Annotated in this window: 17 protein-coding genes; 11 read left to right on the plus strand and 6 right to left on the minus strand. The window is 40.5% G+C overall.

The annotated features are described in order from the left end of the window. Positions 1-58 precede the first annotated feature (58 nt). From IQ274_RS00645 to IQ274_RS00660, 4 genes are all read left to right on the plus strand, one after another. The gene (locus IQ274_RS00645; RefSeq protein ID WP_193867055.1) at positions 59-3,043 is read left to right on the plus strand and encodes a valine--tRNA ligase; all 2,985 of its coding nucleotides are present in this window, start codon (positions 59-61) and stop codon (positions 3,041-3,043) included. A gap of 168 nt (positions 3,044-3,211) precedes the next feature. Continuing rightward, positions 3,212-3,646 (plus strand): hypothetical protein, encoded by a 435-nt coding sequence (locus IQ274_RS00650; protein WP_193867056.1) that lies wholly within the window; start codon positions 3,212-3,214, stop codon positions 3,644-3,646. Between the two features lie 312 nt (positions 3,647-3,958). Then, positions 3,959-5,329 (plus strand): DUF3370 domain-containing protein, encoded by a 1,371-nt coding sequence (locus tag IQ274_RS00655; RefSeq protein ID WP_193867057.1) that lies wholly within the window; start codon positions 3,959-3,961, stop codon positions 5,327-5,329. Between the two features lie 163 nt (positions 5,330-5,492). Then, on the plus strand, positions 5,493-6,026 hold the full coding sequence (locus IQ274_RS00660; protein ID WP_163929654.1) for a dihydrofolate reductase family protein: 534 nt from the start codon (positions 5,493-5,495) through the stop codon (positions 6,024-6,026). Positions 6,027-6,162: 136 nt separating this feature from the next. On the opposite strand, the gene trxA is transcribed toward IQ274_RS00660, so the two are convergent. Continuing rightward, positions 6,163-6,510, minus strand: coding sequence for a thioredoxin (gene trxA / locus IQ274_RS00665; protein WP_012411639.1), 348 nt, complete (start codon positions 6,508-6,510; stop codon positions 6,163-6,165). 234 nt (positions 6,511-6,744) lie between these two features. Next, positions 6,745-7,071 (minus strand): hypothetical protein, encoded by a 327-nt coding sequence (locus IQ274_RS00670; protein ID WP_163929655.1) that lies wholly within the window; start codon positions 7,069-7,071, stop codon positions 6,745-6,747. Between the two features lie 455 nt (positions 7,072-7,526). Here IQ274_RS00670 and IQ274_RS00675 point away from each other — a divergent pair, with 455 nt between their 5' ends. Beyond that, entirely contained in the window at positions 7,527-7,736 is a 210-nt protein-coding gene (locus tag IQ274_RS00675) for a hypothetical protein (protein WP_114080571.1), read from the plus strand. Between the two features lie 285 nt (positions 7,737-8,021). Here IQ274_RS00675 and IQ274_RS00680 read toward each other — a convergent pair whose 3' ends face one another. After that, the gene (locus IQ274_RS00680; RefSeq protein ID WP_114080570.1) at positions 8,022-8,330 is read right to left on the minus strand and encodes a hypothetical protein; all 309 of its coding nucleotides are present in this window, start codon (positions 8,328-8,330) and stop codon (positions 8,022-8,024) included. 644 nt (positions 8,331-8,974) lie between these two features. On the opposite strand from IQ274_RS00680, the gene IQ274_RS00685 reads away from it, so the two are divergent. After that, entirely contained in the window at positions 8,975-9,268 is a 294-nt protein-coding gene (locus tag IQ274_RS00685) for a hypothetical protein (RefSeq protein WP_114080534.1), read from the plus strand. A 184-nt stretch (positions 9,269-9,452) separates the two neighbouring features. Beyond that, positions 9,453-11,123, plus strand: coding sequence for a dipeptide ABC transporter ATP-binding protein (locus IQ274_RS00690; protein ID WP_193867058.1), 1,671 nt, complete (start codon positions 9,453-9,455; stop codon positions 11,121-11,123). 67 nt (positions 11,124-11,190) lie between these two features. Here the strand turns inward: IQ274_RS00690 and IQ274_RS00695 are convergent, their stop codons facing one another. Then, positions 11,191-12,132 carry a hypothetical protein gene (locus tag IQ274_RS00695; protein ID WP_193867059.1) on the minus strand — a complete coding sequence of 314 codons (942 nt, stop codon included), beginning with the start codon at positions 12,130-12,132 and terminating at the stop codon, positions 11,191-11,193. A 538-nt stretch (positions 12,133-12,670) separates the two neighbouring features. Here IQ274_RS00695 and IQ274_RS00700 point away from each other — a divergent pair. The 3 genes from IQ274_RS00700 to IQ274_RS37185 all read left to right on the plus strand — a co-directional run bounded on the left by IQ274_RS00700 (position 12,671) and on the right by IQ274_RS37185 (position 14,911). Next, the gene (locus IQ274_RS00700) at positions 12,671-14,440 is read left to right on the plus strand and encodes an FAD-dependent oxidoreductase (protein ID WP_163937198.1); all 1,770 of its coding nucleotides are present in this window, start codon (positions 12,671-12,673) and stop codon (positions 14,438-14,440) included. Between the two features lie 107 nt (positions 14,441-14,547). Further along, positions 14,548-14,775: a heterocyst-inhibiting protein PatX gene (gene patX / locus IQ274_RS00705; protein ID WP_041565664.1), complete on the plus strand. Its 228-nt coding sequence runs from the start codon at positions 14,548-14,550 to the stop codon at positions 14,773-14,775. A 13-nt stretch (positions 14,776-14,788) separates the two neighbouring features. Then, positions 14,789-14,911, plus strand: coding sequence for a hypothetical protein (locus tag IQ274_RS37185; protein WP_265578502.1), 123 nt, complete (start codon positions 14,789-14,791; stop codon positions 14,909-14,911). Positions 14,912-15,562: 651 nt separating this feature from the next. Here the strand turns inward: IQ274_RS37185 and IQ274_RS00710 are convergent. Continuing rightward, a complete protein-coding gene (locus tag IQ274_RS00710; protein WP_163937195.1) occupies positions 15,563-16,621 on the minus strand; it encodes a class I SAM-dependent methyltransferase in 1,059 nt (352 codons plus the stop codon). Between the two features lie 290 nt (positions 16,622-16,911). On the opposite strand from IQ274_RS00710, the gene IQ274_RS00715 reads away from it, so the two are divergent. Then, positions 16,912-17,112 (plus strand): hypothetical protein, encoded by a 201-nt coding sequence (locus tag IQ274_RS00715; protein ID WP_012411649.1) that lies wholly within the window; start codon positions 16,912-16,914, stop codon positions 17,110-17,112. Between the two features lie 130 nt (positions 17,113-17,242). On the opposite strand, the gene glnA is transcribed toward IQ274_RS00715, so the two are convergent. Continuing rightward, positions 17,243-18,664: a type I glutamate--ammonia ligase gene (gene glnA, locus IQ274_RS00720; protein WP_163937192.1), complete on the minus strand. Its 1,422-nt coding sequence runs from the start codon at positions 18,662-18,664 to the stop codon at positions 17,243-17,245. Positions 18,665-18,776: the final 112 nt, after the last annotated feature.

Raw genomic sequence — 18,776 nt, forward strand, 5'->3', positions numbered from 1 at the left:
TCAATCCCTCTCCAACCCTGTGGCAAAATTTATTAGAGTCCTTCCTTAGTTTTCCCGCATGACCGCAACCATTCCCAATCTCCCCAGTCTCTACGACCCCTTTTCCACTGAAGCCAAGTGGCAAAAATTCTGGGAAGACAACCAAGTTTACAAAGCTGACCCCAACAAAGGCGGCGAACCCTACTGCATCGTCATTCCCCCCCCGAATGTCACCGGCAGCTTACACATGGGTCACGCCTTTGAAAGTGCCTTAATTGATACCCTCGTGCGCTACCACCGGATGCAGGGACGCAATACCCTATGGCTACCCGGAACTGACCATGCCAGCATTGCTGTGCATAGTATGCTGGAAAAGCAACTCAAGAAAGAGGGGAAGACTCGCTACGAATTGGGGCGCGAGAAATTCCTAGAACGCGCTTGGCAATGGAAAGCGGAGTCTGAAGGAACAATTCTGAATCAGCTACGACGCTTGGGTGTCTCAGTGGACTGGTCACGGGAGAGGTTTACCCTGGATGAGGGTTTATCCAAAGCTGTTGTGGAGGCATTTACTCGCCTTTACGAAGAAGGCTTAATTTATCGTGGTGAATATTTAGTTAATTGGTGTCCAGCTTCTCAGTCGGCTGTGTCTGACGTGGAAGTGGAAAATCAAGAGGTGAATGGAAATCTCTGGCACTTCCGCTATCCCCTCACCGATGGTTCCGGTTTTGTAGAGGTGGCGACAACTCGACCAGAAACGATGCTGGGTGATACGGCTGTAGCTGTTAATCCCAATGACGATCGCTACAAACATCTCATTGGCAAAACTCTAACTCTGCCAATTCTACAACGAGAAATTCCTATTATTGGCGATGAATTTGTTGACCCCACTTTTGGCACAGGCTGCGTAAAGGTGACTCCCGCCCATGACCCGAATGATTTCGACATGGGTAAGCGTCACAATCTGCCGTTAATCAACATTATGAACAAAGACGGCACTCTCAACGCCAACGCTGGGGAGTTTCAAGGACAAGACCGCTTTGTTGCTAGAAAGAATGTGGTTTCTCGCCTAGAAGCAGATGGCTTTTTGGTGAAGATAGAAGATTATAAGCATACCGTTCCCTACAGCGATCGCGGTAAAGTACCTATTGAACCCCTCCTCTCAACTCAATGGTTCGTCAAAATTCGCCCCTTAGCTGACAACACTCTCGAATTCCTCGACCAGCAAACTTCTCCAGAGTTTGTCCCCCAACGCTGGACAAAGGTCTATCGTGATTGGTTAGTAAAACTCAAAGATTGGTGTATCTCTCGTCAATTATGGTGGGGACACCAAATTCCGGCTTGGTACGCTATCAGTGAAACGGATGGGCAAATTACCGATAACACGCCCTTTGTAGTGGCAAAGTCGGAAACCGAAGCTTGGGAAAAAGCTAAATTACAATTTGGCGAAAATGTCAAGTTAGAACAAGACCCAGATGTACTGGATACTTGGTTTTCTTCTGGACTGTGGCCATTTTCGACTTTAGGCTGGCCAGAACAAACTCAAGATTTAGCAACTTATTACCCGACTACTACTTTGGTGACAGGCTTTGACATCATCTTTTTCTGGGTAGCCAGAATGACAATGATGGCTGGGCATTTTACGCAGCAAATGCCTTTCCAAACAGTTTACATCCACGGCTTGGTGCTGGATGAAAAAGGTCAGAAGATGTCAAAGACCAAAGGTAATGGCATTGACCCTCTGTTATTAATTGACAAATATGGTACTGATGCCCTGCGCTATACCCTAATTAGGGAAGTGGCTGGCGCTGGTCAAGATATCCGCCTGGAATACGATCGCAAAAAGGATGAATCAGCATCTGTAGAGGCATCCCGCAACTTTGCAAATAAGTTGTGGAATGCTGCCCGGTTTGTGATGATGAATTTGGATGGACAAACGCCGCAGCAATTGGGGAATCCAGTCGCTACAGAATTGAGCGATCGCTGGATCATCTCGCGGTATCATCAAGTTATCAAACAAACCACCAATTACATCGATAATTACGGTTTAGGGGAAGCAGCAAAAGGACTCTACGAATTCATCTGGGGTGATTTCTGCGATCAGTATATTGAACTGGTAAAATCCAGATTGCAAGCAGATGCCGATCCAGTATCGCGGCGGGTAGCACAGCAAACCCTCGGCTACATATTGGAAGGAATTTTAAAACTGCTTCATCCGTTGATGCCTCATATTACCGAAGAAATTTGGCAAACTCTCACCCAACAACCAGCAGATTCCCCGCAAACTTTACCATTGCAAATCTATCCCCAGGTAGATGCAAACCTAATTGATCCAGCTTTAGAAGAACAGTTTGAATTGCTGATTGCTACTATCCGCACAATTCGGAATTTGCGCGCAGAAGCGGATATTAAGCCAGGGGTAAAAGTGACAGCGAATTTGCAAACTGAAAGCGAGAAGGAGCGGGAAATTCTCACTGCTGGACAGTCTTATATTAAAGATTTGGCGAAGGTTGAGATTTTAACCATTACTGACAAACAAGAAAACCAAACTGTTACTGCAAAGAAACCTCAGAGGGGTTTGAAGATAATTGGCTTAATTCTTGTGGCCATTGTCTTTGCTAGATTGGGTTTAGCTGCGGGAAATGCCATTGATGACATTCCCATCGTCGGAACTTTCTTTGAATTAGTTGGTTTTGGTTACACAGCTTGGTTTGTTAGCCAAAATTTATTAACTGCTCAAGCGAGACTTAGGTTATGGGGACGCTTTTTCCCCCAGAAAGAATTAGAGCAACCACAAGAATCAGAAAATGCGATCGCAGGTGTAATTGGTACAATACAAGTGCTAATTCCTCTAAGCGGTGTGGTAGATATTGAAGCTGTGCGTGCCAAGCTAGAAAAGAGCTTGAGTAAAGTTGAAGCCGAAGTTCAATCCCTGAGTACCAGATTAAACAATCCTAGTTTCGTAGATAGAGCTAGGGCTGATGTGGTACAAGGGGCGCGAGATGCCTTAGCAGAAGCACAAAAGCAAGCTGAAATTTTGCGCGATCGCCTTAAGGGGTTAATGTAGGCATAGCCTGCGTGGTCTAGGATAACTGTAATGGGTAATGGGAGTGTTAATAATTCCAATTACCTGTTACCAATTAACAATATCCAAATATCACTTCTGGGACTTATTATTTTATTAAATTTTTTTAATTTTTAATTTTTAATTTTTAATTGGAGCGAAGCGACCCTCATGCTATATCTAGCCCAGGTGCGTAAAAACGATTTTTTAGACCAGCACCAGTTACGCTTGTTAGCGCGTCAAGAAGCTGATAACTTGTGGGCGATAATTCCAGAAGAGGCTTTCATTCTGCTAGGAAAGGGAAAGAACATGAGTGAAAACTTGCTTGTTTTAGTAGAACTTTCCTCAACAGGCGAGATTGAAAGAATAGAAGACGCTACCAACTGGGTACTCCATTTGGTACAAAACTACCTCACTATCGGCATTACCCCAGAGTTTTTGCAGCACGAAGCCGAGCGAGCAGAACATTGGCGGCAATCCTTGACGTTGCAAAACCAAGATTTAGCGAGGCGTTCCTTAGAATTGGAAGCTCGTCGCGAACAAATTCAAGCCTTAGAAGAAAGCCTCAAACGCGAGAAGAACGGTTATCCCCAACAGGAAAGTTAAAATCAATGCTTTTGAGAGTCGCATGGCGGCTGGGACAACTTGGTAACTTTTCTCAAAATCAGGGTTTTAGGTACTAAATAGCTTATGCCTCCAGACTCCGACAAATTATCCTCTGGGTGACATTGAAAAAAAATGGAGAAATTCTTTCTTCAAAATCAACTTGAGAATTTCATTCACAGGTATTGGATTTAAGTCAATGTCAACATAAAAATTTTTACTTATATGGCATAGGTGAATAAAGCGCAACATCATACATAATTACTAACAGTATGCTGTATTCTTAACTTCACCGATAAATTGCTTTTCGAATAAATGCTTAATTTTATTTCCTATTTGCTTTTGGCTCAAGCAGCACCTTCTCCAGTATCTGAACCCCAGGAAATCTTCATTCCCCAACAAACAAGACCTTTACCTGGCCATCTTGATGCAATACCAGTATTTAACAGTAATAACCCAGAAGTAGTTCAGAGTGAAGGTATTCTGCTGTCTACATTTCCTCCTCAAGGCAAAAAAGTGCCAAGCGCACACCTGAACTTTCTATGGAAGGGACGCTTTGATTTGTTTTCTCATCATATTGCTCGAGCCATTGAGACTCCAAATGATTTGCGGACTCTTTATTTGGGGGTGATTGTTTACAATCCAAGCGATCGCCCTGCAACTATAAACATATTGCAAGCAGCCAGTTATGTTAGTCAACCTGATGCACCTTTTCTCAAACTTCCCCCTATACAGTCAAATAATTCGGGAAAAATTTATGCTGGGCCTGGCGATCGCGTCATGAATGATGTGCTACGAGGAAAACGGCAGTCAGGATGGCCAGCGCAGTTAGTAATTCCACCAAAACAAAGCCGGATGTTAATGAATCATCCAATTCCAGTGCGTCCTTTAAAACCGCCATTAAATGGACGTTCTACTTTGTTGCGTTTGTACAGTGATAGTCCAGTTTATATGTCGAACCTAGCCATGTTTGCCAAACCCAATCCAGATGCTACTGAACGAGCGCCCACTTTAAAAGAATGGGAAAACTTGTTAGAAAATGGTGATTTTGCGTGGCCGCGTGAACCTGCTCCTAGTCCTCCAAATAATCTTACAGCGACAGCAGAAATTTACGGTCGGGTAGCGGCGGTAGCTGTCGGCTCTCGTTGGCAAGCACAAGTTACCGACTCCAATAGTTCATACCTGACAATTCCCGCTTCAGGACAAGCTTTTTCATACGGTTTAAGTACCCTTTTAGCAGGCAAAATGGGTACTGGACAAAACCAAACTGCCAAACTCGCGGTGCGTTATCCTGGTACTGCTTACGAAGCCCACGGTAATTACGGTATTGAATATAACATTTCGCTACCATTAATCAACAATACCGCCAAACCACAAACTGTAAATGTGCTTTTTCAAACACCTATTAAAGAAGACGACTTAAGTAAACCTGGGCTTCGCTTTTTTTCACCACCCCAACCATCCGTCTTTTTTCGTGGCACAGTTCGTATTCGCTACAATGACGATAATGGCTTACCCAAAACCCAATATTGGCATTTAGTTCAACAACGGGGACAGATGGGAGAACCGCTTGCTCAATTAAAAATATCTCCAGGTCAGCTGCGAATGGTAAAAGTAGATTTTCTCTACCCACCAGATGCTACGCCCCCTCAAATGCTGACAATTCAAACTGTAGACCAAAAATAAGGCAAAGGAAATAAGGCAGGACTTGCATTCCTTCCAGTCCATCTTTATCAAAGTATAAGTTGCTCGTGCTTTAGAACTCTTGCAAAAGTTTTTTGTGATACAATCAGAAATTTACCAATTTGCGATTAAGACTTTAATTAGCAGTGAAATTTTGGAGAGTCAAATGACGAAAGTTACACTCTATATTGCAGCTAGTTTGGATGGTTATATTGCTCGCAGCGATGGCGGAATTGATTGGCTATCAATCCTTGATATAGAGGGAGAAGACTACGGTTATGGTGCTTTCTACAAATCCATTGATGCTATTGTTTTGGGCAGCAATACTTATGAAGTAGGACTGGGTTTTGATGAATGGCCTTATCCGGGGAAGAAATCATTTGTTTTCACCAAACGCCATCTCCAATCTGACCGCGAGGACGTTGTGTTTGTTTCTGATACAGTCAAGAACGCCTTGGCAAATATAGAGGCTCAAGGTTTTGAAAATATCTGGCTAGTTGGTGGCGGAGCATTAATCAATTCATTTCTTCAGCACAGCTTGATTGATGAATATATTATTTCAACTATTCCAACTATCTTAGGTAGCGGTATACAGCTTTTCCCACCGCCTACCCCTGAAGAAAAATTGGAACTGATTAACTCAAAACAATATTCTAGTGGTTTACTGCAATCACATTATAGGCGAAAAGGGAAGCTTTAAAAATGTACAATTCATAATTATGTTTCAAGTGGTGATAAGTCCGATACTCAAAACTTCGGGAAATTTAAACACCACTTGAAACGTTAATGCCTTTATTAGGTATCCGGTAAAAAGCCTTTTTAATTACGAATTAAGTTTAAACAACCTCAAGAAGCTTCTGAACAGCTTCGCTAAACTGCTCGTAAGGAGAAACTCCCACAATGGTTTCTGCTAAAATGCCATCTTTGAAAATTAAAACTGCTGGAATACTGCGAAGACCGAATTTTTTGAAAATCGGCTTATTTCTATCAACGTCTACCTTAACAACTTTGGCGCGGCCTTTGTATTCTTCAGCAAGTTGCTCCATCAAAGGACTGACCAGCCGACAGGGGCCACACCAAGTAGCAGTAAAATCAACAACAACAACTTTCTCTTCACTTCCATTTAAAACAACATCAAATTCACTTTCTTCAAGATAAGCAACTATCTGAGTATCAGCAGACATTTTTTAATTCCTTAGTATCAAACTAAAATTGCAGCAAAAATCTCACTCACTATACAAACTATACCTTCTTCTGTCCGTCAGGTTCACCAGCTACCTGTGTACCTGTATTGGCAAATCCCCACTACTGAGCAAAAGTCAGTAGCAGGAATTTAATAATCTTACATCTAGTGCGTAGGCGTAGCCCGTCGTAGACATCGCACCTACCAACCTACCTAATCCAAAAACCTCACACCTTCAGAATGTAGAAGATGTAGAAGCATCATCTCGATCAAACAGTTCTAACAACCCGATGGTGCCTACAAAAAAAGTATAAGTGGCATATTGTATTGGCATTTTTTTTCTTGAAGGTGCATAAAAAGCTGCTATAATACCTTCGATAAAATGGCACGTCATGGCAAAACGCTCAATCCAAAAAATTGGATTAAGGCTGCTGGGAATATTACTATTAGTTATTAATGCATAAATATGCCATGATTCTAATCCAATTGCGCTGGATATAAGAACTGTAGATATAATTTTTACAATGGTAAAAATTGTTCTCTTTATAAGTTTTAAGTTCATGCCATTCACAAAACAATCGTTGAAAATTCTCTACAAGACTCGATGAAGTAACAGATAAGTTTATCTGTGATAACCTACGCAAAAAATATCTCAAACTCTTATTTATCGGTGTTCTCTGTGCCTAGCTTTTCTGTGACTCATGCGTAAATATTATGTGTTTCATCTAAAATTAACCTTAAGTCAACCAATCTTATATCATGATTTACATTTTTGTAAAAGCCCCTAAAAAAATGGACATGGTGTATTAAGCCTGCCATACCCATAAACACTATGAGTAATGAAAATTAATTTACCAGAACTTTAAAAAATGATAAAAGTGTGGAATAATGCATTGGTTATAAATTTAGTCGAAATAAGAGTCATAAGTCAGGAGCCAGAATGGGCTAAACGTCTCCGCCTTGACTTCTGAATTCTTCTTCAATCCCCCTCTAGCTATTGATAAAAAATGTAAACCTATGATTGCTCAACATTACAACTCAATTCACGTTGAAAACGACTTGCTTCAACAAATCCAAATTAAAGAAAATCAGTTAAGAATTGCCCAAGAATCTAATATGATCCATGTAGTAGAAGCACTACAGAGTCAGTTATTAAAGTTGCAGTGTCAATTATCAGAGCCGCAAGACGTTGAAGTTCAAGCATTGATGAGTTTACTAGACGATTAAAATTGTACCTTTTTGTTACAAAGGTTATTTGAAACACAAAAACTCTGTTTATGGAAAGCAGAGCCTAGTTATTGTGATGCCTGAAAGTGCGATTTATGTGCTATAGCTCAAGGCTATCTAAGGTATCAGTATCATAAAATCACAATACTTCCGACTTAGATAACATACAGAACTCAGATTTGATTTTTAAGAAGCTAGGTAGAACTCAAAGAAGCTTTTTTTCTGTTGCCTATTGCCTCTTGCCTATCCACGCCGTGCAAATACAAATCAAAGCTGACTGCTATATTAGGGTTTTTGCTGCGTAGGTGGTCTTTTAATCTGCTGTACTGACTCAATCTTTAGAACAGGTTTAATTGAGCGCAGTTGCCTTTGCCTAAGAATTTGAATTTCTCTCTCAATCGAATCTTTTCCTTGTCTAAAAAAGTCTTGAGAATTATATGGAACTAAGTCACGGGATAAACTTTGAGCTTGTGCAGGAGTCAAACTAGGAAGGGGTTGTTCAGCATTGGCAGAAGTTTGCACAGCCAGCAAAAAAGCTGCTGAAATCAGCAAGAGTTGGCTTTTTATACATCTGGTTAATATTAGGTTTAACATGATTGATACATCTGTTGTGTAACTGCTGCTTCAAACCATCTTCTGTTGGTCTTACTATAATCAAGCTACACTTATTGGCTTGTTAATTACCTCCCGCAAATGGGTGAATTAATCAGTTAAACTACCTTATTAAATATCTGGAACTAGCTGATATAGGAATATACTTTCATTTTTATTCGCGCAGCGTGATGTAGCTATACTTACTTGCGTGGGTAGGTAAGAGGCAATAGGAAAGAAGGCTTTTTGAGTTGTACGGAGTTTTTTCAAAAATCAAATATGAGTTCTATATCATCCAAGGTTCTAAATAGGAAACAGTTATGTTAGATTGGGTCGCACTCTTGGGAATAATACTACTTGAGCAATAGTCTCGATATATCTCAGTGATAGTGCTGTATTATATACTTCTTGTCTGTAACAGCTAATACTAAATCATAAAATTATATTTTATACAAGTATTGTTAGTCAAATTTAGACAATATCAACTGAGATATTGCCTGAAACATAGTTATTATAGGTTTTATGCTTGCTAATCGTTAAATATATAAATTTAATTTACACTAAAATATATCAGTATTTTAACTGTTGTCTTACCTGTTAATACTTACTTAATATGTAGCACAATCTTTCTCTTTATCTTAGTCATTGTGAAATCTCTTCTACAGACTTACTTAGAACAAGAAATTTGGATATTAGTACGAGAGAAGTGGTATTTCGCCACAATTATTGGAGTTTGGGATGATTTGTTGTGGTTTAAACATAGAACTTACAACAAAGATACAGAAGAGGATACTCTCTGGGAAATGGTTGTAAAAATAAGTGAAGTAGTTGCTATTGATAAAGTTAGGTCTGTTATTAGTAGAAAACCAGACGTACTGATTTCACGGCTACTAGAAACTGAGCAAGGCACAAACGATCATCATCAAGATCATGAACATTAATTAGCTTAATAGTAAAAATACTTGCTTGTCTCCTAACATTAACTGATAAAAGTTGAGACAAGCGGTATAAATCAGTAAGCTAAGAGAATAAAGATATTCGCACAACGGAGGTTTAATAATAATCTGATAGACTATCTTAAATTTGAAATTATAAAAGCTGGTAGCCCAGGGCTGATAACTAAATATGAGTGAAGCCTTATTCTGTATCGAAAATCTGCGAGTTGCCTATCCACAACGGAGTGGAGAAGAGGCAAGCTGGGCGGTTGATGATGTATCTTTCACCTTGCAACCAGGTGAAAGAATGGGATTGGTAGGAGAGTCAGGTTGTGGTAAGTCAACTATCGGGCGGGCAGTAATGCGTTTACTACCAGCCTCTAGTTGTGTTGAGGGAAAGGTGACATTTCAAGGACAGTCGGTGCTTGACTTGATGCCTAACCAGTTGCGGAAATTTCGAGGAGAGGCGATCGCCTTAATTTTTCAAGATCCTATGACACGCCTCGATCCGTTGATGACGATTGGTAAGCATTGTATCGAAACTCTTCAGGCGCACTCACCAGAATTATCAACGTGGGAAGCCAAAGAAAAAGCACTTGCTACTTTGGCGAAGGTGAATATCCCTGCTAGTCGCTGGAATCAGTATCCCCACGAATTTAGCGGTGGAATGCGCCAACGGGTTGCGATCGCTTTAGCTTTACTCCTCAACCCCAAGTTAATTGTTGCTGATGAACCCACCACCAGTTTAGATGTCACCGTCTCCGCGCAGATATTGCAAGAATTAACTCGCCTGTGTGGTGAAGAAAACATGGGATTGTTGCTGATTTCTCACGATTTAGCAATGGTGGCTGAGTATTGCGATCGCATTGGTGTGATGTACCAGGGCAAAATGGTCGAAATGGGTTCTACAGAAACCGTCTTTAGACAACCTCAACATGAATACACGCGATCGCTTTTAAAAGCAGCTTTACACATTCAAGCAGTAAATGATGATGGAGAATTGATAATTGCCAACGACTCAGAAAAGCAATTACCGATTATTAATAAGCAATCTCCAATTTTGAGTATTACAGAACTCAAGCAATACTACACCATAGAACCTAACTTTATCGAACGACTGTTTAACACACAAGCACAGACAATAAAAGCAGTAGATGGTATCAATCTAGATATTTATCCAGGAGAAATTCTCGGCTTAGTCGGTGAATCAGGTTGCGGTAAAAGCACACTATCACGAACAATCCTGCAACTAATTCGTCCCACCAGTGGCAAAGTTAAATTTTTAGGACAAGATTTAACTACACTGTCGCCTCAAGAAATTCGCTCCTCACGGCGACAAATCCAAATGGTTTTTCAAGATCCCCATGCTTGTCTCAATCCAGCGATGACTGTGGGACAAAGTATCGCCGATCCTTTATTTATCCACAATTTAGCCGATCCTGTTAAGGCAAAAGAACAGGTTTTGTGGATGCTAGAGAAAGTTGGGTTAACACCCCCAGAAGTATATTATGAGCGTTATCCATCAGATTTATCTGGAGGGCAACAGCAAAGAGTTGCGATCGCTCGTGCTTTGATTACTCACCCTAAACTTTTGATTTGCGATGAACCTGTGAGTATGTTAGACGCTAGCGTGCAGTCGCAAGTGCTAGATTTGATGTTGCAATTAAAGGAAGAATTTGAGTTAACTTATCTGTTCATCACTCACGATCTCTGGTTAGCTAGATTTTTGTGCGATCGTATTGCCGTGATGAATGGTGGCAAAATTGTCGAACTTGGTCTGACAAAAACTATTTTTGCCAATCCTCAGCACCCTTATACCAAAACACTACTAGCTGCTGCCCCTTTACTAGCACGCGCCTAACTCAACAAAGTGAGGAGTTATGAATTACTAACTCCTGTACAGACGCGATTAATCGCGTCTCTAACTCCTAATTCTCTTCCCTCCCCTTAAGTAATTTAGTTGCTTCTCCACTCGAAGCATATAGTTCAACGAATCTTTTAAATAGCAATGCAGTCTCGTGATTTGAAGCCCTGCTTAAGTGGAATAAACGCCCTATATTTTTATCCGCTAAAGCTCTTAGATACGGCAAATCTTCAAATAGTGTCAAACAGGAAGCAAAATGCAATATTATTTGTAATAATGGCTTTGGCCACTCTAGGTCACTATATATATCTATAAAAAACTGATGTTCTGAGTCATTTAACGGAAAAGCATTAAATAAAACAATTATCCTTTTGTTATTGTAAACTGGAATACTCAATTCAACGGTATATGGAGTATGTAATATTAAATCTACCTCCACAATCGGTTGCCGCCAAATTCTCAAAGGATTAGCTGGCGAGTCTAATATTGTTTGGAATTTGATTATTCCACCAGTGTTAGTGGGCTGAAATTGGCTAATTTGGAAAATTTTCAGGTTATTAAGGCTAAAATTATGAACTGTTTCTAAATGCTTTAAGTTCAATAGATGATAAATTTGGCAAAGATAAGGAAACGGTAAAATATACTCCTGGCTAATCATGTGGAGCTTTTTTACTTGAAGCTTATTAGCTTGAGTACGAGCGAGATATTCTTGATATTGGCTGGCACCTAAATCATTACTGTTAAAGCTTTCGTTAGGCTTGAGATATAGCCAACTCACAAAAAAGAAAGAAGCTGTAAATAGCTGAAATATTTCTATATAAGATAAATAACCATCAGCAAATGCAGCTATACTTCTATCGGTTATTCCAAAAAGCCAAGATGGAATACCAAATATCCAGATATTACTTTTAATTTGATCTATAAAAAGTGCTATTTCAATATTTGAGACATTTCTACCTTGATTTCCACTTAATTTATCATTATTTTTTAGACAATTAGTAAACATAATATTTTGATGTTACTTAGTGCTATTAATCTATAAAATCTATTTATTTTAATTTTAAATACCAATCTATAGTCATAACCTCTATCTTTAGCTGTATATACAAGTTGTATTTATTTATATCCATTTAAAATAAGTCCTCATGAGTCTATCTAAAAATTCAATCTCTGGTTATTATGTAATACTAAATACTATGCAGATCCAGTTAGAAGACAATTCTTTATAAGTCTTGCTATTCAAGGATTTGATATTGTATTTTCTGATTTATGTATAAATTAAAAGGAACAAATTTGCTACAAGGTTTCTACTAGCTGAGTACAAAAATTTAAATAATCTCACTTTTACAAAAGTGGTATATAGATAAAAAGTTTGTTTTTCCTGACATGAGAAACTTCTCCAAGTATCGCAGTGTAAAAAATCAAACTATGTAAATATAAATAGGATTGCTCTATCTACTGAGGTAACTAAAAAATAAAATAATTTATCTGTTTGATGCCAAGCTATCTGGGGGAATATAACGTAACTCCAGTGAGGTTAAGCAATGGTTAATCAGACATACACAGTTGATGTCTTAGTTGTCGGTGGAGGAACCGGAGGCACTGCGGCTGCTATCCAAGCGGCGCGATGGGGAGCTAAAACGATTCTGGTGAGTGAATTTTCTTGGTTGGGGGGAATGCTAACTTCGGCTGGGGTGTCTGTACCCGATGGCAACGAATTAGAAGCCTTTCAAACGGGTTTATGGGGTGCGTTTTTGCAGGAATTGCGGCAACGGCAGCCCGGAGGATTAGATAACAGCTGGGTAAGCTTTTTTAGTTACGATCCTCAAATTGGGGCAGAGATTTTTGCAGACTGGGTGCAGGAATTGCCAAATCTGCACTGGATTTCTGGACAAGTGCCAATAGAGGTGTTCCGCCAAGGTGATTCTATTACTGGTGTGCGCTTTGCTGATTTTGCTGTCACAGCCAAAATTATTCTCGATGGTACAGAATTAGGAGATTTATTAGCTTTAGCTGAGATACCTTACCGTTGGGGTTGGGAATTGCAATCTGAGTGGGGAGAACCAAGCGCTCCAGTGGGTTTTAACTCTTTGACCCAGAAATATCCTGTGCAAGCGCCTACTTATGTAGTGATTATGCAAGACTTTGGTGATGCAATTGCACCAGAAATTCCGGCTGCCCCTAACTATAATCCATCACAGTTTACAGATGCTTGGAATGGCTATGGAGCAGAGACATTTTTGAATTATGGACGTTTGCCTGGTAATCGATTCATGATTAATTGGCCAATCTGTGGCAATGACTACGGCCAAGGAGTAGGGCGGCTGATAGAGTCAGATGTGTCCAGAGGTGAATTCATCCAAGAATCTCGCTGGCATAGCCAAAATTTTGCCCATTTTATCCAAAATCAGCTTGGTCGTCGCTATGGTTTAGCAGAAAAAGTATTTCCTCACGCCCCTACAGCTTTTGCACTGCATCCCTATTATCGGGAAAGCCGCCGCTTATTGGGACTAAGTACTGTCCGAGAACAGGATATTTTGCCGATCGCCGGCGGAAGAGTTGCATCTATATTTAATGATGCAATCGCAGTTGGTAACTACGCCAATGACCATCATTATCCTGGTGTTCAATTCCCACTGCAACCAAAATCTATCCGTTGGGGCGGGCGTTGGACTGGAACACCCTTTACAATTCCCTACAGTTCCCTAATTCCAGCCACAACAGATGGTTTCTTAGTTTGTGAAAAGAACATTTCTGTCTCTCACATTGCCAATGGCGCTACCAGATTACAACCTGTGGTTATGGGCATCGGTCAAGCAGCAGGTATGGCGGCGGCGATGTGTGTTGAGTTAAACTGTCAGCCGAGGCATTTACCTGTTAGATCACTGCAAACAGCTTTATTAGAGGATAATCGTTCAAAAACAGCAATTATTCCTTTATTTAATCTTCCACCCAATCGTTCGGATTGGCTGGACTGGCAACTGTATTACTTAAATAACCCACAAGCCTATCCAGTTAGTGGTTATTGCCCTTGCCCATCGGAGAATGAGTACCCTGACTCTGCTTTTGAAAAGGCATTAATTCGGGAAAGTAACTGTTTCAAAGGCATTTTCTTCCGCTTGGAACAGCAGGAATACAGATTTGCTGTCACAGCGCCAGCCGCATATCAAGGGCAAAATTGGCAGCTTGTGACTTTGCGATCGCATATCGACGAGCAATTACGCACTTACCCCCACGAACAATTAGTTACATTGTGGGGTCGTTACAACCACTCTGGTAACTGGTTATTAGTCGAACATTTAATCGGAGGATAAGAAGAGTTTATTTTCAGTAAAACAGAATACTTTTTGATTAATTGTCCGGATATTAATCAAAAAGCTAAGTATCAGTGAAGTGGAGAGTTCCAAAATAGACATTTGCTATGCGTGCTGCCATTTCACTTTTAGTATCGAGTCTGGTGTTCGGCCCCTTAGCTTCTAACTGCCAAGCAATGGTCAATCACTTATCAACGGGGCTACTTTCCACGCCTACTTCGGAACAGTGGCTCTCGGCAGCATCTGAACAAAATCCAGATGATGCGCCACGTCATCGCGGTAGTGGGCGTAGGGAAGTGACACAAAAATTCGGAAATACCTATGTTGTGGTTTAACCACCGTAGGATAATGCCTGTTCTTCCAAAAGAACCAAAGTTCCAGAAAACACGATGTTATGCCAACATATTTGACACAGCTTTTTTGACAGAGATATATACAGTTGACACGCGAAAATCTTCAGCGATCGCTTAGTATTTCAACTGCAAGCTTTGTATATCATTAGTTGGTCTTTTAATCCTGGCGATCAAAACGCAAATAAAATTAAGTGTCTTGATCAGCAGCATTAACAACTCCCAAAAGCTACATAACTGTTGCTTATATTCGGTGGGAAGCTCTGCATCTCAATCCTTAACGGCTCTAGAAATAGATGTTATTTAGACTATCAGTTAATCTAAAGCACGTCTAATTCAAACATTTTGCTTGCTAAGGAAATAGTCTTAAGGCAACTTCATTCACTTTATTCCCCAATATCTTTTCTTCTCATACATTGAGTAGCTGGCTTCTATATGAGCAACTAATGGATCTTCACTTCGACGCGTGTTTAGCGTCCTTTACCTAAGCATAAAATCCCTTTCGTTCCATTTGAGCTTATCTAGGACATGGATTCGCACAAGTAGTATAGATTGATTGCACTTGGCAACAAATATTACTATTTATGAGCTACTCTTGCACCCTGGTTCGTTCTCCTCGTAGATGGTGTTCAACGAAATAAATATTAAGAAGAATTTGCTAGATAATCTCACTCATCTTAATTATTCTACACCCAATGACAGATGCAAAATTTTGCATCTGTCCTTTTTAGGTAAAGTTTCCTTAAAGAAAAGGCAATGAAAAGGTATTGTTTCAAGCTGGCTTATGAGCAATGAAATACTTGCTCATAAAATGGTCTTGTATCTCAATATTCTCAAAGCCTACTCTCTGTAAACGCTCTACCAAGTTATCAGTGGTGTAATGCTTGTAATAGGGTTCATGGAAAGTTTCAGGAAAAGAGTCCATCATATATTCCAACTCAGGTGAATCACTCAACTGAATGGAGTCACAGATAATAAAGACTCCGCCTGGTTTTGTTACCCGGAAGCATTGCTCAATAACTGTCTGACGTACAGATGCTGGTAACTCATGGAAGAGAAAAACAGAAGTTACAGCATGAAAATAATCATCTACATAAGGTAACTCTTCGGCATTGCCTTGCAAAAGTTGCGGTAGTTCTCCTGGGATTTGCGATAGTAGTTCATTTGCTTTCCGCAAATAAGCTGGTGACAAATCTGTGCCAAACAGAGATGCTTGAGGCAAGGCTGCCCGAATTAACTTTAAAGTCCGCCCAGTTCCACAAGCTACATCCAAAATACGGACTTGCTTTGGTGTAAACGAATCAAAAGCTTTCAGCCCTTGCTTGAGAGGAGCGAGAATTCGCCGCCGCATCGCATCAGCTGCCCCACCAAAAAGAATTTCTACTTGTAAGTCATATAAATTGGCTGACAAGTCACTTAAATAGCCATTGCTTTGGTGATGGAAGTTCTGCACGTAGTAGCTGGGATAACCATCTGTGTCAATTTCGGGCGAAAAATCTTGATAATTTTGTTGTTTAACCCGCTCCCAGATTTGAGGAGAATCTAGCCACACTAGAGGATAGTAGGAAAAAAAGTCTTGCCAGGGGTTATCAAACAATAAACTTTCCGGGTAGACACCTTTTTGGGCATCTTGCCAGTCTGTTTCGAGCAGCTGGTTCAATCTCTGTTGAAGCTTGACTAAAAGCTCATTTGGGATGGGTTTGGTCTTTTGTTGAAGTGTCGGATACACCAGGTTCCTCAACTGTGAACTTAATATCTTGTGAGCCAGACCAAAGTAATTTTTACCCTGCTGAAAGGTCTGATAAGTCAGCTTAGTTAAACTCTCAGGCATAAAAATAGCTTAAGTTTTGATTACTTTTATGTAAATAATTGTAACGAAAAAATTACCTCCTGTTGGAAAAGTAAAAGCTCCCAGGCAAGACAAACTTGAAGCCAGATGATTTTAGCCATCATAGATAGATTAAGGAAGATTTTTCCAGCTTTGGGGACAAATGGCTAATATTGTCAGCAAAGCAAAATATAAATTTATGTAAAAAGTAGCTTATGTTACAGATTTTTTGTTATATTAGTCTTGTAAGAAAACAAAAATTATATATTCACCAAATAAAGAGGACTATGGTTATGTCTATCGCAGATAAATCTCGTGCGTTGATGGTGCGTGAACATCAGCAAGTCAAGAATCGCCAACAATCAATGCTGATGCGGGCCGCACAAGAACTTGGTCTTCCTGAAGAAGTCTCTCACTACTGGAACCCAATTCAAGGGAAGGTAGATGCTAGTAGTCGGATGATTTATGGACCCAGCCACGCTTCCATGAGTTAAGTTTCAAGAGTTTGAAGCTAGATTTTTTGAGTGAATATCTCAACTGGCAACTCTGGAAAAAAAGCCACCCTGTACTCTAGGGTGGCTAAACTTATTAATTTTAGTTAGATACGATTCTTAATTTAATTAATTAAGCATCGTAGTAGAGGTAAAACTCATAGGGATGAGGACGTAGCTGTAACTGCTTGGCTTCGTTAAGCTTGTAGTCAATCCAATTTTCGATAAAGTCTTCCGTGAATACGCCTGATTCTGTCAAGAAAGCGTGATCGTTTTCTAGTGCTTGCAATGCCAGTTCTAAAGAACTTGGAGTTGAGGGAACCTTTGCAAGCTCTTCTGGAGAGAGTTCATAGATATTCTTATCTAAGGGTTCACCAGGATGTATTTTGTTCTTGATGCCGTCGATACCAGCACAAAGCATTGCAGCAAATGCCAAGTAGGGGTTAGATGTAGCATCTGGACAACGGAATTCTAAACGCTTGGCTTTGGGGTTTTTACCAGATAGAGGAATACGGATAGAAGCAGAACGGTTCCCTTCAGAATAAGCCAAGTTTACAGGAGCTTCATAACCAGGTACTAGGCGCTTGTATGAGTTGGTACTGGGGTTAGTAATTGCTAACAGCGCTGGTGCGTGTTTGAGAAGACCACCAATGTAGTACAACGCCATATCACTCAAACCAGCATACTTATCACCTGCAAACAGAGGTTGGCCGTCTCTCCAGATGGACTGGTGACAGTGCATTCCCGAACCGTTATCGCCAAAAATCGGTTTTGGCATGAAGGTGACGGTTTTGCCATATTTTTTAGCAACGTTCTTGATGACATATTTGTAAATCATCAACCAGTCAGCCGCTTCGATCAACTTCCCAAACTTGAAACCTAGTTCGCACTGACCACCAGTAGCAACTTCGTGGTGATGTTTTTCAATGGGCACACCTAATTCTGCCATTGTCAACAGCATCTCTGTACGGATATCTTGGAAAGAATCCGTCGGTGCGACTGGGAAGTAACCTTCTTTGAAGCGTGGTTTGTAACCCAAGTTGGGTTTTTCATCTGTACCGGCTTTACCGGAATTCCAAGCACCTTCTTCGGAGTCTAAGAAGTAATAGCCTTCGTTAGCAGTTTGGGCAAACCTAGCACTATCAAAGATAAAGAACTCAGCTTCAGGGCCAAAGAAGGCTGTATCACCAATGCCACTGGCAACCAGGTAATCTATTGCTTTTTGGGCAATAACCCGTGGGCAACGGTTGTATGGTTGACCCGTGCGGGGGTCTTTAATACTACAAATTATACTTAGTGTTGGCACTTCCATGAATGGGTCGATCCAAGCAGTGTTGGGGTCGAGTACCATCGTCATGTCCGATTCGTTGATCGCTTTCCAACCCCGAATGCTGGAACCGTCAAAAGCTACGCCATCAGTGAACGCAGTCTCATCGATTTGGTTTTGGTACAGTGTGAGGTGCTGCCAAGTCCCTACTGTGTCGATGAATTTGAGATCAATCAGTTGAATTTTTTCATCTTGAATTCTCTTCAAGAGTTCTTGTGGTGTAGTCATTGTTACTCCTTCTCTACCAATTTCCTAAAGTCAACCAGAATCTTACATTGCATCCTAACCCTGCTGATCTCAATCAGACCGTGACACACCAGAAATATCTTAAATAGTAGAC

The sequence above is a fragment of the Nostoc sp. LEGE 12447 genome (assembly GCF_015206985.1).
Taxonomy (GTDB): domain Bacteria; phylum Cyanobacteriota; class Cyanobacteriia; order Cyanobacteriales; family Nostocaceae; genus Nostoc.

What these genes read in the sequence shown, in the direction of transcription:
- IQ274_RS00645 (WP_193867055.1), top strand. Translation starts at nt 59, where the DNA reads ATGACCGCAACCATTCCCAATCTCCCCAGTCTCTACGACCCCTTTTCC.
- IQ274_RS00650 (WP_193867056.1), top strand. Translation starts at nt 3,212, where the DNA reads ATGCTATATCTAGCCCAGGTGCGTAAAAACGATTTTTTAGACCAGCAC.
- IQ274_RS00655 (WP_193867057.1), top strand. Translation starts at nt 3,959, where the DNA reads ATGCTTAATTTTATTTCCTATTTGCTTTTGGCTCAAGCAGCACCTTCT.
- IQ274_RS00660 (WP_163929654.1), top strand. Translation starts at nt 5,493, where the DNA reads ATGACGAAAGTTACACTCTATATTGCAGCTAGTTTGGATGGTTATATT.
- trxA (WP_012411639.1), bottom strand. Translation starts at nt 6,510, where the DNA reads ATGTCTGCTGATACTCAGATAGTTGCTTATCTTGAAGAAAGTGAATTT.
- IQ274_RS00670 (WP_163929655.1), bottom strand. Translation starts at nt 7,071, where the DNA reads ATGAACTTAAAACTTATAAAGAGAACAATTTTTACCATTGTAAAAATT.
- IQ274_RS00675 (WP_114080571.1), top strand. Translation starts at nt 7,527, where the DNA reads ATGATTGCTCAACATTACAACTCAATTCACGTTGAAAACGACTTGCTT.
- IQ274_RS00680 (WP_114080570.1), bottom strand. Translation starts at nt 8,330, where the DNA reads ATGTTAAACCTAATATTAACCAGATGTATAAAAAGCCAACTCTTGCTG.
- IQ274_RS00690 (WP_193867058.1), top strand. Translation starts at nt 9,453, where the DNA reads ATGAGTGAAGCCTTATTCTGTATCGAAAATCTGCGAGTTGCCTATCCA.
- IQ274_RS00695 (WP_193867059.1), bottom strand. Translation starts at nt 12,132, where the DNA reads ATGTTTACTAATTGTCTAAAAAATAATGATAAATTAAGTGGAAATCAA.
- IQ274_RS00700 (WP_163937198.1), top strand. Translation starts at nt 12,671, where the DNA reads ATGGTTAATCAGACATACACAGTTGATGTCTTAGTTGTCGGTGGAGGA.
- patX (WP_041565664.1), top strand. Translation starts at nt 14,548, where the DNA reads ATGCGTGCTGCCATTTCACTTTTAGTATCGAGTCTGGTGTTCGGCCCC.
- IQ274_RS37185 (WP_265578502.1), top strand. Translation starts at nt 14,789, where the DNA reads ATGCCTGTTCTTCCAAAAGAACCAAAGTTCCAGAAAACACGATGTTAT.
- IQ274_RS00710 (WP_163937195.1), bottom strand. Translation starts at nt 16,621, where the DNA reads ATGCCTGAGAGTTTAACTAAGCTGACTTATCAGACCTTTCAGCAGGGT.
- IQ274_RS00715 (WP_012411649.1), top strand. Translation starts at nt 16,912, where the DNA reads ATGTCTATCGCAGATAAATCTCGTGCGTTGATGGTGCGTGAACATCAG.
- glnA (WP_163937192.1), bottom strand. Translation starts at nt 18,664, where the DNA reads ATGACTACACCACAAGAACTCTTGAAGAGAATTCAAGATGAAAAAATT.